This window comes from Kineosphaera limosa NBRC 100340, assembly GCF_000298215.1.
GTDB lineage: Bacteria > Actinomycetota > Actinomycetes > Actinomycetales > Dermatophilaceae > Kineosphaera > Kineosphaera limosa.
This window is the reverse complement of record NZ_BAHD01000018.1, coordinates 71,002-86,493: the sequence shown is the minus strand read 5'-3', so window position 1 is coordinate 86,493 and position 15,492 is coordinate 71,002. Positions and strand designations below refer to the sequence as shown.

The 15,492-nt window shown below is 70.2% G+C and carries 15 protein-coding genes and 2 pseudogenes; 5 read left to right on the top strand and 12 right to left on the bottom strand.

The window, feature by feature from the left end:
* Positions 1-3 precede the first annotated feature (3 nt).
* The 9 genes from KILIM_RS24340 to KILIM_RS06565 are packed head-to-tail and all read right to left on the bottom strand — an operon-like array spanning position 4 to position 7,830.
* Positions 4-171 carry a hypothetical protein gene (locus tag KILIM_RS24340; protein WP_006591872.1) on the bottom strand — a complete coding sequence of 56 codons (168 nt, stop codon included), beginning with the start codon at positions 169-171 and terminating at the stop codon, positions 4-6.
* A gap of 2 nt (positions 172-173) precedes the next feature.
* Positions 174-965, bottom strand: coding sequence for a CIS tube protein (locus tag KILIM_RS06600; RefSeq protein WP_006591871.1), 792 nt, complete (start codon positions 963-965; stop codon positions 174-176).
* Positions 965-1,612 (bottom strand): phage tail protein, encoded by a 648-nt coding sequence (locus KILIM_RS06595; RefSeq protein ID WP_006591870.1) that lies wholly within the window; start codon positions 1,610-1,612, stop codon positions 965-967. Before KILIM_RS06595 ends, KILIM_RS06600 begins: the two co-directional genes overlap by 1 nt.
* Positions 1,609-3,747: a hypothetical protein gene (locus KILIM_RS06590; protein WP_006591869.1), complete on the bottom strand. Its 2,139-nt coding sequence runs from the start codon at positions 3,745-3,747 to the stop codon at positions 1,609-1,611. The genes KILIM_RS06595 and KILIM_RS06590 overlap by 4 nt, the downstream gene beginning before the upstream one ends.
* A 4-nt stretch (positions 3,748-3,751) precedes the next feature.
* Positions 3,752-4,207, bottom strand: coding sequence for a phage tail protein (locus KILIM_RS06585; protein WP_006591868.1), 456 nt, complete (start codon positions 4,205-4,207; stop codon positions 3,752-3,754).
* A 28-nt stretch (positions 4,208-4,235) separates the two neighbouring features.
* Positions 4,236-6,143, bottom strand: a complete 1,908-nt coding sequence (locus KILIM_RS06580; protein WP_006591867.1) for a phage tail sheath subtilisin-like domain-containing protein — start codon at positions 6,141-6,143, stop codon at positions 4,236-4,238.
* 29 nt (positions 6,144-6,172) lie between these two features.
* Entirely contained in the window at positions 6,173-6,961 is a 789-nt protein-coding gene (locus tag KILIM_RS06575) for a hypothetical protein (protein WP_006591866.1), read from the bottom strand.
* Positions 6,958-7,527 carry a Pvc16 family protein gene (locus KILIM_RS06570; RefSeq protein ID WP_006591865.1) on the bottom strand — a complete coding sequence of 190 codons (570 nt, stop codon included), beginning with the start codon at positions 7,525-7,527 and terminating at the stop codon, positions 6,958-6,960. The genes KILIM_RS06575 and KILIM_RS06570 overlap by 4 nt, the downstream gene beginning before the upstream one ends.
* Complete coding sequence (locus KILIM_RS06565; RefSeq protein WP_040562450.1) at positions 7,528-7,830, bottom strand: hypothetical protein; 303 nt, start codon at positions 7,828-7,830, stop codon at positions 7,528-7,530. It abuts the gene before it with no gap.
* A 445-nt stretch (positions 7,831-8,275) separates the two neighbouring features.
* On the opposite strand from KILIM_RS06565, the pseudogene KILIM_RS23175 reads away from it, so the two are divergent.
* Positions 8,276-8,783 (top strand): annotated as a pseudogene (locus tag KILIM_RS23175) (ISL3 family transposase); the annotation flags it as partial.
* 280 nt (positions 8,784-9,063) lie between these two features.
* Here KILIM_RS23175 and KILIM_RS23910 read toward each other — a convergent pair.
* Both KILIM_RS23910 and KILIM_RS06555 read right to left on the bottom strand, forming a co-directional pair.
* On the bottom strand, positions 9,064-10,038 hold the full coding sequence (locus KILIM_RS23910) for a hypothetical protein (RefSeq protein WP_006591862.1): 975 nt from the start codon (positions 10,036-10,038) through the stop codon (positions 9,064-9,066).
* Between the two features lie 218 nt (positions 10,039-10,256).
* Positions 10,257-10,616, bottom strand: a pseudogene (locus tag KILIM_RS06555) (transposase); the annotation flags it as partial.
* A gap of 71 nt (positions 10,617-10,687) precedes the next feature.
* Here KILIM_RS06555 and KILIM_RS06550 point away from each other — a divergent pair.
* From KILIM_RS06550 to KILIM_RS23165, 4 genes are all read left to right on the top strand, one after another.
* Complete coding sequence (locus KILIM_RS06550; protein ID WP_006591860.1) at positions 10,688-10,918, top strand: transposase; 231 nt, start codon at positions 10,688-10,690, stop codon at positions 10,916-10,918.
* Entirely contained in the window at positions 10,833-11,768 is a 936-nt protein-coding gene (locus KILIM_RS23170; RefSeq protein WP_157551520.1) for an IS3 family transposase, read from the top strand. The genes KILIM_RS06550 and KILIM_RS23170 overlap by 86 nt, the downstream gene beginning before the upstream one ends.
* 300 nt (positions 11,769-12,068) lie before the next feature.
* Positions 12,069-12,980: an SCO6880 family protein gene (locus tag KILIM_RS06540; RefSeq protein ID WP_006591858.1), complete on the top strand. Its 912-nt coding sequence runs from the start codon at positions 12,069-12,071 to the stop codon at positions 12,978-12,980.
* Entirely contained in the window at positions 12,977-13,141 is a 165-nt protein-coding gene (locus tag KILIM_RS23165; RefSeq protein WP_217997066.1) for a hypothetical protein, read from the top strand. Before KILIM_RS06540 ends, KILIM_RS23165 begins: the two co-directional genes overlap by 4 nt.
* Positions 13,142-13,631: 490 nt before the next feature.
* Here KILIM_RS23165 and KILIM_RS06535 read toward each other — a convergent pair whose 3' ends face one another.
* Positions 13,632-14,873, bottom strand: coding sequence for an RtcB family protein (locus KILIM_RS06535; protein WP_006591857.1), 1,242 nt, complete (start codon positions 14,871-14,873; stop codon positions 13,632-13,634).
* Between the last annotated feature and the right edge of the window lie 619 nt (positions 14,874-15,492).

Genomic DNA, 15,492 nt, shown 5'->3' with positions numbered 1-15,492 from the left:
GGCTCAGTCGGCCCGCAGCCGGTGGGACAGACGCGCCCGCTCGCCCAGCCAGACGTCGAGCCGGGCGGCCAGGTCGGTCTCCGGCTCCGCGGCGGCGCGCGGCGCGGCGGGCGGGGGCGGGGGCGGGGGCGGGGGCTGGACGACCTCCACCTCGTTGATCTGGATGGGCATGGTCACGCTCCTTCGAAGGTGATCGTGGCTCGCGGGTTGATCACGGTGCCGGCGGTGAGCAGCCGGGGGTTGTCGATGCCGTTGGCGGTCGCCACGGCCTTCCAGTCGCCGCCGCCGGCACGCGCGGTGAGGGACGCGACGCTCTCCCCGGAGCGGCTCTGGGCGAGTGGTGTCGTCCCCACCCCGGCGCCGGCCGAGGCGCCCAGGCCCAGGGACGCCGAGGCTCCGCCGCTGATGCCGATGCCGGCCGACATCGACACGCCCGCGCTCACCCCGAAGCCGGCACCGATCGAGGCGCCGGCCCCGAAGGGGGTGTTCGGGCGGCTGGAGGGAGACGGCGCGTTGTCGCGGTTCGGCGGTCCCACCGAGGCGAAGCCGAGGTTCACCACGGCCCGCAAGGGCACGCCCTCGGAGGAGAAGAAGGTGAGGGTCTGGCTCAACGAGCTGACCGTGCCGAAGAACAGGAAGGTGCCCCAGCTGAACCGGACCACGCGCCGCTTCAGCTCGTCGGGCAGGGTGAGCCGCACCAGATGGTCGGTCTTCTCCTGCACCGAGGTGCCCGCCGTCGACGTGTCGAACGTCAGCTCGACGGTGAGCGTGGAGCTCTGACCGGTCTGCTGGGCCGCGGACTTGTTGGCCAGCCGGTCATCGGCGGGCGCGCTCCCGTCGGCGCTGCCGGTCGGGGTGTAGCTCAGGGAGAGGGAACCGGGGTCGAAGTCAACCGCCAGATCCACGCCGCCGGCGACGGCCTGTCCGCTGTCCCTGTCCCACTCGGTGATCGTCGCGTGGCCCATCAGAACCCTCCGATCGAGGCGGACGCCCCGGCCGAGAACGATGCGCCGGCCGAGAACGATGCGCCGGCCGAGAACGATGCGCCGGCCGAGAACGACGCACCGGCGGAGACCGAGCCGCCGCCGGAGACGGACAGCCCTGCGCTCAGGCTCACCGACGCGCCGATCCCTCCGACTGCCCCCAGCCCACCGGGAGGGACCGCGCGCAGGCTGCGGTACACCAGGGCCAGCTCCTCGATCGCCACCGCCTGGTCGCCCCGTGCCTGCAGGCCGGGGGCCTTGATCCGCACCGGCAGGCAGCCGTCGAGGGCGAACGCGATCGCGGGGTCGCCGGCGGCGGTCAACACGGTCACCTGCCCGTGCGCGGTCACCACCGAACCGGGACGCGTCCCCTGCGTGAACCACGTCCACAGCTGCAGGTCCGATGTCATGCCCCGCCGCAGCACGAGCTGCGCCCCGGTGACACGGCCGATCAGGTGCACCTGGGCGTCGTTCACGCCGCCCACCTCGACGGTGGCGGGCTGCATGGTCAGCTCGAGGCCGTCGCACTCGGCGAACGCACCGTCGCAGAGGGGGCTGGTCACACCGGGCAGCGGGTCGTCGAGGTCGAGCAGCACCTCGAACCGGAAGACTCCCAGCAGCCCGGTCATGACCCGGCCCCCAGCTCCAGCAGGCCGTCGCCGGTGCGCAGCAGGCTGATCGTGATGAACTCCACCGGTGACGTGGGCGCCACGTGCAGGTTGACGACGACCTGGGCGTCCGCGGCGGGGTCGGGGGAGGGTCCGGCCACCTCGACCCGCGCGGCATGGAAGGCGCCCGCCGCGGTGAGCTGGGCGAGCAGCGACTCGAACCGGCGCGCCACCATCGCGACGAAGCGGTCGTCGGCCACCTCGAAGACGTACCGGCGTCCGGCCCGCAGCACGAGCTTGCGGAGCCAGCTGACGGTGCGCCGGACGGAGAGCTGGAGCCACGGTGCGTCCGCCAGGGTGTGGGCGCTCAGGGGGGCGAACCCGTTCGGGCCCTGCCGGATCACGTTGAGATGGGCGTCGAAGAGGCGCCGGACGTCGGCGTCGGCCAGCGGCGTCCCGGCGAGTGCCACGGGGCCCCGCAGCGGGACGGCGGCGGGAGCGACCCACACGCCGCGGCGCAGTTCGCGGGCCGCGACCATGCCGGCCACCGGCCCGTCCGGGGGTATCGAGGCGTCCGCCGACAGCAGCAGCCACGGGTGCCAGAGCGTGGCGTGGGCCAGGGGCACCACGGACGCGTCGGCGCCCAGGGCCGGCTCCCCGGCCAGCCGCACCTGCCAGGCCAGCGCGTCCGGGGCGTCGAAGTGCAAGGGCAGGCTGAGCAGGGCGACCCGGTCGGCGAGGGCGGCACACAGGGTGACCAGTGCGACCTGGACGCGCTGGGCGGGGGCCGGGTCGTACGCCCGGGGGTCGACGAGCTCCAGGTGCAGCTCCTGCGGGGGCGAGGACGGCGTCGGCGGGGACGTCTCGACGGCGGGGGGTGCCTCCTCGGGTGGGGACGACACCTGCGACGGGCAGCAGCGGAAGTCCGACCAGTCGGTGGGCTCGGGCGGGGGCTCGGGAACGATCACCTCCACCGGCGGCGCCGCGGGCTCCCACTGGCGGTGACCGAGGTCGGGGCACGCCACCAGCCCGACCTCGTCGACGGCCGCGAGGACGTGGATGCCCCGCAGGGCGACCGGGTCGGGGCTCAGCGAGGTCAGGGCGTCGATGTGGGCGACCAGGGACGCCACCGTGTCGGACGCCACGTGCGGGTCGAGGAAACAGGCCACGGGGTCGAAGCTCGCCAGGTCGTCGTCCCCCCGGTCGATGGGCGGCGCACTCGTGGCGGTGGCGTCCGGGACGACGAGTCCCCCGGCGGCGAGGAGCGCCGTGGTGTCCGCGGAGGTCCGCAGCACCAGCGAGCGGCCCGGCACCGGGACCTCGGCGCCCGGCGGCTGGAACCCGGCGGGCCACGAGCCCAGGCCGAGGTCCGCGTGCCGTTCCAGCAGACGGGCCTCACCGTCGACGGCTTGGTCGACGCGCAGGTCGAACCGCAGCAGGCGCACCGACACCAGGGGGGTCACCGAAGGCAACTCCCCGAGGGCGCCCGGTTCCACCCCCGGCCCGACGAGTTCGCGGAGCACGTCCAGGTGCACCCCGGCGTCCGTGGTCCGTCGTGCGCCGGTCCGCACGTACAGGTGGGGCAGTGCCGCGCCGAGGTCGACCTCCAGCAGGTCGCCGTCGGCGACGCTTCCGGCGGCCCCGATCGGGAGCACGAGCTGGCCGGGGGCGTCCCCGTCGATCCGCTGGTAGGCGTGCCCGTGCGGCAGCGCCCTGCGCGTCACGCTGGTGGCCAGCTGGATTCCCGCCGACCAGGCCCCGGCCCAGGCGGCCTCGACGATCACCTCGTGCGCGACGCCGGTGAGGTCCACGACGCGCAGGCCGGGCACCGGCCAGCGCGCGGCCCGTGCGTTCGGCCCCGCGACGCGCACGACCCAGCAGCGGCGCCCGCCGTTGTCGAAGAAGGCCCGCACGGCGGCGGCGAGCCGGGCGAGCACGGGGCGTCCGTCGTCGAAGGCCAGCACCAGGTCGCCGCCGAACACCGTGCGGTAGCCGTTCGGGTCGTCGAGGGCGACGGGGGTGTGGAGCGGGCCGCGCTCGGCGAACCCGACGAAGGCGGCGACGTCCAGCCGGACGGGGGCCTCGCGCTCGGGCAGGGTCGCCTCGACGACGACTCCGGGGAGCCGGCCGTCGAAGGTGAGCCCGCACGCGGTCATGGCGCTACTCGACGACGAGGTCTTCGATGGACAGGACCAGCTCCTCGATCGCCACGTCGGTGCCGGTCTTGGCGTTCAGGCTCGGTGCCGTGTAGCGGATCGGGCGGGCGTTGACCAGCGTCCAGGTCATCACGGTCGCCGTGTGGGCCTCGTCCTGCAGCTGGATCTGCACGGTCCGCAGGCCGTCCTGGGAGCCCGTGCGGATCTGGTGCACCCACTCGTACAGGTCGAGGGCGCCCACCACGCCCCGCTTCAGGGTGACGTCCCCCACCTTGTAGAGTCCGTTGATCTTGACCGGGCGGTTGGCCTTCGAGTTGCCGGCCCGGTACTCCATCGTGGTGGTCTCGATATTGATGCCGGTGACCTCGGCGAAGCCGCCGCGCACGGTGTTGGCGTCCCCGGTCTGGAAGTCGACCAGGTAGTTGAAGTTGCCGTAGGGGTTCTCGCGTTCCTTGGCCATCGTCGTCTCCTTGTCGTGTGGTCGCCGGTCAGGACTGCGCCGAGGCGGTGAACTGGCTGATCCGGAAGATGACGAACTCGGCGGGCTTGGCGGCCGCGATGCCGATGCGGCAGATCAGGCGGCCGTTGTCGAGGTCGTCAGGGGTCATGGTCGACTCGTCGCAGTGCACGAAGTACCCCTGTTCGGGCGCGCGTCCCAGCAGGGCACCGTTCCTCCACTCCGTGTACAGGAAGCCCTCGACGGTGTGCCGGACGGCGTCCCACAGGGCCGGGCCGTTGATCTCGAAGACCACCCACTGGGTGCCCTGGTCGATCGAGCGTTCCACGTAGTTGAAGTAGCGGCGGATCGAGAGGTACTTCCACTCCGGGTCGTCGGAGATGGTCCGGGCGCCCCAGACCAGGAAGCCGGAGCCCGGGAAGTACCGCAGGCAGTTGACGCCCTCGGGGTTGAGCAGGTCCTGTTGGGACTTGTTGACCCTCAGTTCCAGATCGAGGGCGGACCGCACCACCTCGTTGGCCGGCGCCTTGATGACGCCGCGGGTGTTGTCGGAGCGGGCCCACACCCCGGCCAGGTAGCCGGACGGCGGCACGAGCACCCGCCCGCCGCTGATCGGGTGGGACACGACGAGCCACGGGAAGTACAGGGCTGCGTGCGTGGAGCTGCGCAGGTTGCGGTAGTCGAGCACCGTGGACGGCAGGCTGTCGGGCGGTGCGTCCAGGGCCGCGACCCGGTAGAGCAGTCGTTCACAGTGGGTGACCACTGCGCCGGCGATCGCCTGGGCGATCGGGGTTCCGGCCGCGGGGTCGGTGGACCAGCCGGTGGAGGAGCCGGGCGCCGCCACGATGGAGATGTCCTCGATCGACTCCAGGGCCAGCAGGCCGTTGGACGGCAGGGCGGTGGGATCGTCTTGGTAGTCGGTGTAGGTCGGCGAGCCGCCGTACTCGGTGACGTCGGGGGCGTTCCCGTCGGAGCCGTCGTGGAGCGCGATGACCCGCTGGCGGTCCGCCAGCGGGGTCGCCGGGTTGGACGCCGTGGCCAGGGCGTCGCCGCCGAACAGCACCCGGGCGAGCAGGCCCGCGGCTGCGTCGGCAGGCGTGCTCGGGTCCACCAGCTCGTCGGCACCCTCGATGGCCAGTGGCACGGTCAGCGCCTGCCGGCGGGTGGGCGGCCTCCTGGTCAGCACGGTGGTGAGGCCGGTGCCGATCGGGCGCGGGTCGAACCCGAACTCGCCCACCGTCACGGTGGGACCAAACGACGGGAGACCGCGGGCGTCGGAGGTCGGTCGCTGCACCTCGACGAGCACGCTGATCGGGTACACCGCGTCCACGTCACCGAGCGCCGCCTCGGTCGCCCCGGACAGCACCCAGTCGCCGGCGGCGTCGCGACGAACCACGAACACGTTGCCCGTCGGGGTCGACCCCCCACTGACCACCCAGACCGTATCGAACTCGCGGACGCGGGTCAGGGTACGGAAACCGCCGACCGTTACCAGGCAGTCGCCGCCCGACCGCAGCGTGAGGATCACCCGCAGGTTGCCGGCCGCGCCCGGGAATCGCGCCCGCATCGTGACGGTGGGCGCTCCCGCGTCGTCGGGGGTCGGCACGTCGACCCTCCCGTGGGCGTCCCCGGGCGCCGCCGGGTCCGGGTGTGCGAAGGTCCGGGCGACGTAGAGGCTGGCTCCCCCCTCGTCGAAGAATCCCTTGACGCCCAGGGCCATGTGGTTGGTGAACTGACCACCGCCGTCGAACACCAGGTCGGCCGCGTCGCCGTAGATGGTGACGAAGTCGGCGTACGACGTGAGCAGTTCGGGCCGGCCGCTTGTGGGCCCGAAGCGGGTGGGGCCGACGAACGCCGCCACGCTGGTGCTGACGCCCTGGATCGTTCGGGGACCCGGGATCTCCTCGACGTAAACGCCGGGTGCGAGGTACTGCGGCATGACTGGTCTCCGCTCGCTGGATGGTCGGTTCAGGCCGGGGTGGCCGTCAGGGATAGAGCCAGGACCTCGCCGAAGGTGAGCGTCCTGGTCAGGGTGGGGCCGCCGCCGGGGTCGAAGGTGGCTTGGGCTTGACCGAGCACCGACGCGGTGTCGGGGACATCGGGGTGCTGCGGATCGGTGAAGGTGAGGGTGTCCGGCGCGCTCGAGATCCCGATCTCGACCGTCCAGGTCATCGTGGACAGCCCGGGCCCGGCCGGCGGTGAGCCGAACAGCGGCGGCAGCGCCTCGGGGTAGGGGGCGTTCAGGAGGAACACCCCGGCCGCGTCGCACCGGGCGGTGTGGGCCCGGCCGGCGAGTTCGATGGTGAGCACGGCCCATGGCAGCGGCCGGGGGCCGCCGGCGCTGAGCACCTGACCGCGCACGACCGCCCAGCCGCCCCGGGGGAGTGAGGTGGGCGCCGCGTGGAGGGTCACCGTGTGCGGCGCTGGCTGCGGCACGGTGACGTCCGTGAGCACCGGCAGGTAGCGGCGCCGCGGGTCGGTCACCAAGACGCGATAGGGCCGCGAGGTGGCCGCGGGCCAGTCCAGCGGCCCGTCCCCCGGCGCGCGGACGCGCTGCTCGAGCGGGTGGTCGGGCAGCGTTCCGAAACCGAGGAGCTGCGACGTCGGCGAACGCCGGGCGGTACGCCGGGCGCGAGGGTCGGTGCGCGGCCACGCCTCGGCGACCAGACCGGAGACGACGGTGCCGCTCACCGCGTCCCGGCAGTCGAGGCTGAGGACGCCGCGGTAGCCGAGCCGCTCCAGGGGGACGGTGCTCACGAGGGCCTCCTGACGTCGAACTCCCGCACCCGCACCGGCGGGCCGACGGGGACGTCGGTCGCCGATTCGATCCGCACCACCTTGGCCTGGTAGGGGACCGACAGCTGGAGGCTGCCCGGGAGCGCCTGCCACAGCTGGAAGACCTCGTCGTTGGAAAGTTGTCCGGCGAGGACCTCGACCGTCTCGTCCTCCCGGAAGACACCCGGCATGGCGGCGTTCAGGAAGCCCGACGACAGGACGGGCTGGTCGGCGAAGGTGCGCATCGCGAAGCCGAGCAGGGCGTGTTCGCTGGCGGCGCTCGGCGCCCACGCGGTGAGCAGGAGGTACACGACGACCGGCAGCGGCCGGCGCTGGTCGGGGCCGGCTGCGGGCAGCGTGCGCTGCGTCGCGTCGATCGCGACCTGGTAGACGAAGACGGAGATCCCCGTGGCCATCGGGGTGGAGAAGGCGGCCCCGTTGTAGACGGCGAACTGGGGCTGGAGGCCGCCGGGGGTGTGCACCCACGACTGCTCCAGAAGCCGGCGCACCGCCTCGGCCACGGCACCGATCGCCTGGAAGGTGGCCACTCACGTCCCCTCTCCCGTCCCCCCGCCCTCGCCGGGCTCTGGGGGCTGACTGCGCAGCAGTCTGATCGGCGCTCGTTGCCCGGGCGTCACCGCGGCGTTACCGATCGTGCTCAGCCACATCCTCACCGTGTCGACGATGGCAGCGTCCGTAGGAGCGTTGTGCCGCACGAGCGCGGAGGAGTTCAGCAGATCGCCACGAGGGTCGGTGTGGCTCACCATCCTGCGCCGACCGAACCGCTCCGACCACACACTGACGACGAGAACGTTGACGGGGCTGGCAAGTTCATCCCGGGCGCTGACCATGGGAACAATGGTGGTCACGGAGCCCTACGGCGATATGACGGGCGGATGACCGCCAGTGTCACCGGCCCATCACCCCGGCCACCTCCCCACCAGGAAAGCACGCCCGCGGCAAGTCGGTCCTGCGCTCGGGAACCGACGACAGGCTACCCCCGCGCACAGCGGCATGAGCGAGTGTTCGCGGGGGTGTGGCGTGAGGCGCGGACGACCGGCCGCGCAGGTCGCGCAGAGTAGTGCGTTTGGCGTTGGCGATCTGCCTCGCCCTCATAAACCGAGCTGCAGGATGCGCTCGTTCCTAGCTCGGACGAACTCGATGCTGTTCTTCCGAAACGTGGCGTATTCCTCCGGGGTCGTGGCGTGGGCAGGGAGGGGGAAGTCGGTCACGACGCCAGGTTCTTCCTGCTCGACGACCTCGTGACCCCCGACCGCGGCGGCGTGTGGTCATTGCTGCATGGAGCGGGTCCAGCAGGAGCTGCACGGCCACCGCGGCCGCAAGGGCGACCCGCTGTACACCGCGCGGCGGACCCTGCACACCGGCGCCGACCTGCTCACCGAGCGCCAGCACGAGCGGCTCGACAAGCTCTTCGCCAGTGAGAAGCACGAGCAGGTCGAGCTGACCTGGGGTGCCTACCAGCGCCTCATCGCCGCCTACCGAGACCCCGACCGCGCCGCCGGCCGAGCCGAGGCCCGGTCGGTCATCGACGCCCTCACCGACGGTGTCCCGGCGCCGCTGGTCGAGCTGCGCAAGCTCGGCCGCATCCTGTCCAAGCGGGCCGAGGACGTCCTGGGCCTACTTCGAGCGGCCCCGCACCAGCAACGGACCCACCGAGGCCGTGAACGGGCGCCTCGAGCACCTGCGCGGCCTCGCCCTCGGCTTCCGCTACCTCACCAACTACATCGCGCGAGCACTCCTGGAGGCCGGCGGATTCCGACCCCCACTACACCCTGGATTGTGAAGGGCCGGATTGTGAAGAGCCTGATTAAGCGTCGCCGACCAGGTAGGGGTGCACCCCGAGGCGCTGCGGAGCTGGGTCCGGCAGGCGGAGATCGACGGCGGTGTCCGAGGCGGCACCACCACCGATGACGCGTGTGTCATGCTGGTCGTGCAGGGCGCGGCGGTCGAAGGGGGCGCGCGCCTGGGGCCGGGACGAAACAAACCCTGCCAGGGGCCACTGTCTTTTGCCCTCTTCGAGGCAGCTAAACATCAACGTCGTTCTAGCGACGCGGTCGACGAGCTCATTGTCCCCTCATGAGAACATAGTTGCGTGTGAAGGCTCGATGCTTTCCTCCGGCCGCGCAGCCGCCGTCTTCGCCATGAGGGAAATAGAAAAGGACATGACACTTTTCGCAGAAGCGCCAGTCATCCTGCTGAGAGGACCTGGGTGGCACGTCGAAGGGCAATAGGTACTCGCGCCCGTTTTCCTCGCCGACGTGGGCTAGGCGTGGCTTCGACCACTTTGGGCAGGCCCCCTTCGTCTCGCCACCGTCCCAGAATAGCTGGCTGCATCTGCGGCACTTCCGCCACTCCGTAGATCGATTGGGGCCCGGCTGGCCGAAGGGAACGCCCAGCGTGTGGCCTGCAGCTCGGTGGCCGAGATAGCGCGGCTCACCAATAGTAGTGCCGTCCGTCCCGACGACGACCGGCCTCGAGGTGCTTGTGTCGACGCGAGCAGGACACTTGCCTGGCCTCAGCTTGTGGAATAGACCCTTACAATCTGTGCAGGTCACCCAGTCAAAGTCGAAAGGTCCCAGAGTGGCTTTTTCTGTCACGACGAACTTGACGGCTACCTTCTTATTTCCGCCACTGATTATCCCCCAGCTGTCGTACAAGTCCTTGTGGGGGCCTGCTACGTAGTAGTTCTGTTCATTTGATGTTGAGATGAATGGTACGTTCCAGCGCATATAGAAATGAGTACCTTCGTCATCGAGGGTGTACCACAAGCGCCCCTCCGTTCCTGTAGCCACAGCACCTTCGGAGGATCTGCTACCCACAACTACAGAAGACATGGCCGCAATCTCCTGAGTCGGTAGCGATTCGCGCGCGAAAGCCCCGTGCTCATGCGCTTGCCTCGACATTTTAATGGGTCGGGACGTAGCATTTGTGATCTCGATGACTGCCGACCGGGCGGCGGTAGCGAGGATTCGAGAGACGGTCGCGATCAACTCTTCGGCCGCTTTGGCTTCCTTAGCGACATCCTGGATTGAAACCATGCTTGCACCCCCGTCCGTCAGGCGCAACAGCGCGCCTATCCACGGTACGCTCCTCGGCCCGAGGCTGGCAAGGCCCGATCCAATCCGCTACAGGTCGCGCACGCACATCGGCAGTTGAGGACGGATCACCGACTATCCCGGATGACCGGTCGACGGTCCGTATGAGCGCGAATCGGGACGGGGTCTGTCCGCTGAACGGTGTAACTGGCGTTCCATGGTTAGAGGTTCTCCGCTGCCGGCATGCGGTCGGCGAAGGTGATCGCGAAGGCGTTCAGGGCCGGCTTCCACCGGGTGACCCATCGTGCCTGCCCGAGCCCCTTGGGGTCTAGGGACCGGGTGACCAGGTACAGCGTCTTGAGCGCGGCCTGCTCGGTGGGGAAGTGGCCCTTGGCGTTGACCGCGCGCCGGTAGCGGGCGTTCAAGCTCTCGATCGCGTTGGTCGAGCAGAGCACCTTGCGGATCTCGATGTCGTAGTCCAGGAACGGGATGAACTGCTCCCAGCTGTTGCGCCACAGCTTGGGGATGGCCGGGTAGGCCTTGCCCCACTTCTCCTCGAACTCTTCGAACGCCGCCCAGGCCGTGAGGTGTGTGGCTCCCACCGGACAGTGACCAAAGAAGGGAGAATCTCCCCGAGGAGGAGAACAGGTCAATGTCCAAGTACAAGAAATATACGCAGGAATACCGCGATGAGGCGGTGAAGATGGTGCTGGAGAACGACCAGCCGATCGCGAAGGTCGCGCGGGACCTGGGCATGAACGAGGGCACGCTCGGGAACTGGGTCAACAAATATCGGCGTGAGCACCCGTCAGCGAGGAGCTCTCTTTGCCGGATCGTGCGCGGTTGCGGGAACTCGAACGCGAGAATCGCGAACTCCGGTTGATGAACGACTTCTTGAAAAAAGCAGCGGCCTACTTCGCGAGGGAGCAGCAGTGAGCGACAAGTACGCGCTCATTGCCGCGGAGCAGGCCACGGGCGAACCGGCTCCCTCGGTGAGTGCGATGTGCTCCGGCCTGGAGGTGTCGAGGTCGGGGTTCTACGACTGGCAGCGGGCTGAGCCGTCGAAGCGGCAGCGGCGGCGGGCCAAGGTCACCCGGCACGTGCACGGCGCTTTCGAGGCCGGCCGCGGCACGTACGGGGTGCGGCGGGTCCATGCCATCCTCACCCGCTGCACCGACCCCGAGGTAGCCTCGGCGTCGATCGACCTGGTCCGCGCGATCATGCGCGAGGAAGGCCTGGCCGCCTGCCAACCCCGCGCCTACAAGGTCACCACCGAGCAGGACCCGGACGCCGACCCGATCCGCGACCGCCTCCACCGGGACTTCACCGCCGACACGCCCGGAGCGAAGCTGGTCGGTGACATCACCTACATCAAGACCTGGGAGGGCTGGCTGTACCTGGCCACCGTCATCGATTGCTGCACCACACAGGTCCTTGGCTGGTCGATGGCCGACCACATGCGCACCGACCTCATCTGCGATGCCCTGACGATGGCCGCCACCGGCCACCAGCAGCCGGTTCAACTGCACGGTGCAGGGCGGCCTGAGCCGCCTCGGTGGCGTCGGCCAGGTAGCCGCCCAAGGCCTCGGCGTGATCGCCGGCCTTGGCGCCGCCGGCGCCGCGATCGGCGCCGACGTCACCAACCAAATGGGGGTCGGGCACAACACCTACCCCCCCGACTTCAGCCAGGCCGGACGCCGCGCCACCTACGCCGGTCAGTCCGACGCCGGTGACCGCGGCGGCGGCGAACCCACCAGCGACGGGGCGGACGGCGACCCCAGCGCCCCCTCAGTGCCCAGTAGCCCTCCGGACGCCAGCCCCGGCGATAGCGCCCCGAGCAAGCAAGGCGACGCGGGCTCGTTCTCCATCAGCAGTCCGTCGTCCAGCTCGGGGGCCGGACGCCCCGCCGTCCCACCGACCACGAGTGGAGCCGGTGGTTCCTCCGGTGCTGCGGCGGCCGGGGAGGTCAGCGCGTCGGATGCCGCCGTCCTCCTCGTCTGACCCAACCTCCAACACCCTGAAAGGGGACCGTGATGGCGATCGTGTACGGCGACTACTCCAAGGACCGGATCGGCTGGTTCTTCGGCCGGACCGGCTGGCAACTCGGCACCCTCGCCGTCACCAGCCTGCCGGTCTTCTGGGCGGTCAACACCCGCGCCTGGCCGCTGGTCGGCACCCTCGCCGGAGCGTGGGTCCTGCTGGCCCTGCTGGTGGTCGTTCCGGTCCGCGGCCGTCCCGCCACCGGCTGGCTGATCGCCTCGGTGAAGTACGCGATCGGCACCCTGACCGGGTGGACGGTGTTCCGGTCCCGCGCCGGCCAGGGCCGCGCCGACGACCTCGACCGAGTGGACCTGCCCGGCGTGCTCGCCGGCGTCAGCATCCACGACGGACCACCCCACGGCCCCCACCAGGCGCGGGTGGCGATCATCCAGGACACCGCGGCGCGCACCTGGGCGGTCACCGCCTCGGTCACCCACCCCGGTATCGGGCTTGCAGACCCCGCCAAACGGCAACGTCTGGGCGCCGGTTTAGCCGATCTGCTCGACGTGTGCGCCCGCACCGAACTCATCGACGAGGTCCTCCTGCTGGTCCGCACCGTTCCCGATGACGGCGCCGAACGCGACCTGTGGCTCCGCCGCCACCGACGTCCCACCAGCCCCCAGCTGGCGCGGCAGGTCAACGACGACCTCGCCCTCGCGTTGTCGCGGGCGTCGGTCCGCACCGAAGCGTTCTTCACCCTGGTGGTCCCCGAACCCCGGCTCGGTCGGGAGGCCCGCGAAGCCGGCGGCGGCCTCGACGGCCGGGCCCGCGTCCTCTACGGGCTGATGGCCGAGGTCGAGGGCCAGCTCCGCGGCGGACTCGGGATGACCGCCGTCAGCTGGCTCACCTCCCCGGAACTGGCGTTGGCGGTGCGGACCGGGTTCGCCCCCGGGGACCGCGCGTGAGCTTCATTTCTTCGGCGCTGCGAGACAGGATCAGTGAGGCCGACATCCTGCATGCCGTGGAGCAGGTGGCATACGTGAGTGAGCCTGATGATGACTCCCCGGCAAAGCGGTTCCTGCTGGGTTCCACACCGGCGGGCGACTGCTCGAACTGGCGATCCTGACGTTCGACGGTGGCAATCAACTGGCGGTCCATGCCATGAAGGCCCGCCGCAAGTACTGGCACCTGCTCGACTAAACGGCCCCTCGTGAGGGGACGGCCCGGCTGTACCGAGTTTGGCACCGACCATCCCTGAAACGCGACCATGTGAGGGTGGCTAGAGGGGATGCTCGAGACGGCTTGTCTTGAGCGTGGCGGCTAGGGGAGACGTGTTCCGCTGATGGGCGTGTGGGGGTGTCGTCCGGCCAGTCAGAGGGTTACTGGTTCGAGTCCAGTCGGGGGAGCCAAGCAAAGGCCCTTGTGGGAGCGGTGTAGCCGCTCCGGCAGGGGCCGTTGTCATCCACGCCGGCTCCGGTGGGAATGTCCGCGACCATCGACCAGGCGCAGTCCGCCTGCTGGGACTACGGCGCGAGCTTCCCAGGATGGTCGCTCGTAGATCGCGGTGGGTGGCGATGTGTCGGCCCGGATTCCTCCGGGCCGACACAGGCTTACCCTTACCCCTTCACGCAGAGCAGGGTCTGCAGGCGTGCGACGACGTCGACCAGGTCGCGCTGGGCGTCGATGACCGAGTCGATGTCCTTGTACGCCGCCGGGATCTCGTCGACCACGCCGGCGTCCTTGCGGCACTCGATGCCCTGGGTCTGGGCCGCCAGATCCTCGGCCGTGAACTGGCGCCGGGCCGCGTTGCGCGACATGCGGCGTCCGGCACCGTGGGACGCCGACTGGTAGGAGGCCGGGTTGCCCAGCCCGCGGACGATGTAGGAACCCGTCCCCATCGACCCGGGAATCACGCCCAGGTCGCCCAGCCCGGCCCGGATCGCGCCCTTACGGGTCACGTTCAGCTCCGTGTCGTCGTAGGTCTCGACGGCCACGTAGTTGTGGTGGCAGCGGATCGGATCCTCGAACGACACCCCCGGCAGACGGAGGGCCAGCTCGTCGCAGACCGCCTGCAGCATCACGTCGCGGTTGAGCAGCGCGTAGGCCTGCGCCCACCACAGGTCGTGCAGGTAGGCGTCCATCTCGGGCGTGCCCGCGAGGAAGACGGCCAGATCGCGATCGGGCAGCCCGACGTTGTGCTCCTGCTTCTGCGCCACGCCCATGTGCACCTGCGCGAGCTGGTTGCCCGTGCCGCGCGAGCCGGAATGCAGGGTCACCCACACCCGGTCGTCGTCGCCGGCGCACAGCTCGACGAAGTGGTTGCCGCCACCCAGCGTGCCCACCTGCGTCATCGCCTTGTGCGTTGCCTGTCCGGACGCCGCCGCCTTCGTCAGGTGCCGGGCCTCGAGTGCGTCGAACCCGTCCATGACGGCGCGGTAGCGGCGTCCGAGGTCGGCATGCGTGCGCACGGTGCTCGGCTCGTCGCCGTGCGACGCGAATCCGACCGGCACCACCGCCTCGATGCCGTGCCGCAGGGCGGCCAGGTCGTCGGGAAGCTGGTCGGGACGCAGGTTGGTGCGCACCGCCGTCATGCCGCAACCGATGTCGACGCCGACCGCCGCTGGTGCGACGGCCTGGTGCATCGCGATCACCGAGCCGACGGTGGCGCCGAGTCCGTAGTGCACGTCGGGCATGACGCGGACGCCGTGCGTCCACGGCAGATTGGCGGTGTTGCGCAGCTGCCGCTGCGCGCCCTCCTCGATGTCGGCCTCATGGGCCCACATCCAGGTGTTCTCGGCGCCGGACAGCGGCACCGGGTATGGCTGGTGCTCGCTGCGCTCGCGCCCAAGCTCGTTCATTGCTTCCTCCTGTTGGTGTGATGGGACAACAGGGGTGCGGACGCGGCTCATCGCCACGGATCGCAGGAAACGACTGCAGAAGAAAGTCTCGTCCTCACCCCACGGTTCAGCGCTGGCGCGCCGGACCGAACTCGGGGAGTTCAAAGGCGCGCGCAGCAGGCTCATAGGTCGCATTCATGCGACGGAGCTGCAGGGCGTCCATGGGTTGACTTCTTCCTCAGGTGCGCGACGCCTCGCGCAGGGCCGCCCGGCATCAGGGCAGCAGATCAGGATGTCAGATCGAGCCGGCTGCTTCAACACCAACCACGACTTGAGGCGGTTCCCTGGGCGCCCACGCTGTCGATCGGTCAGCCAGTGCTAGAACCCGTTAAAACGCCCAAGGGCAAGTGTGTGCGATATCGAGCGCACGTCGGGTAGGAGCGTCTAAGTTTGGCTCCACCCAACGAGAGGAGCGCAGATGCAAGGCTTTGCAGTCCTGGACCGGCAGCCAGCGTCGGCAGTTGTTGTCGTCTGGCAGACGACACGCGTGGCGCCCTCGCGGGCAGCCCACGCGAACGCTGTCAGCGTTGACCTGGACTCCGACGCGGAAGGATTGCGCAAGGTTCACAGCCTGACACGA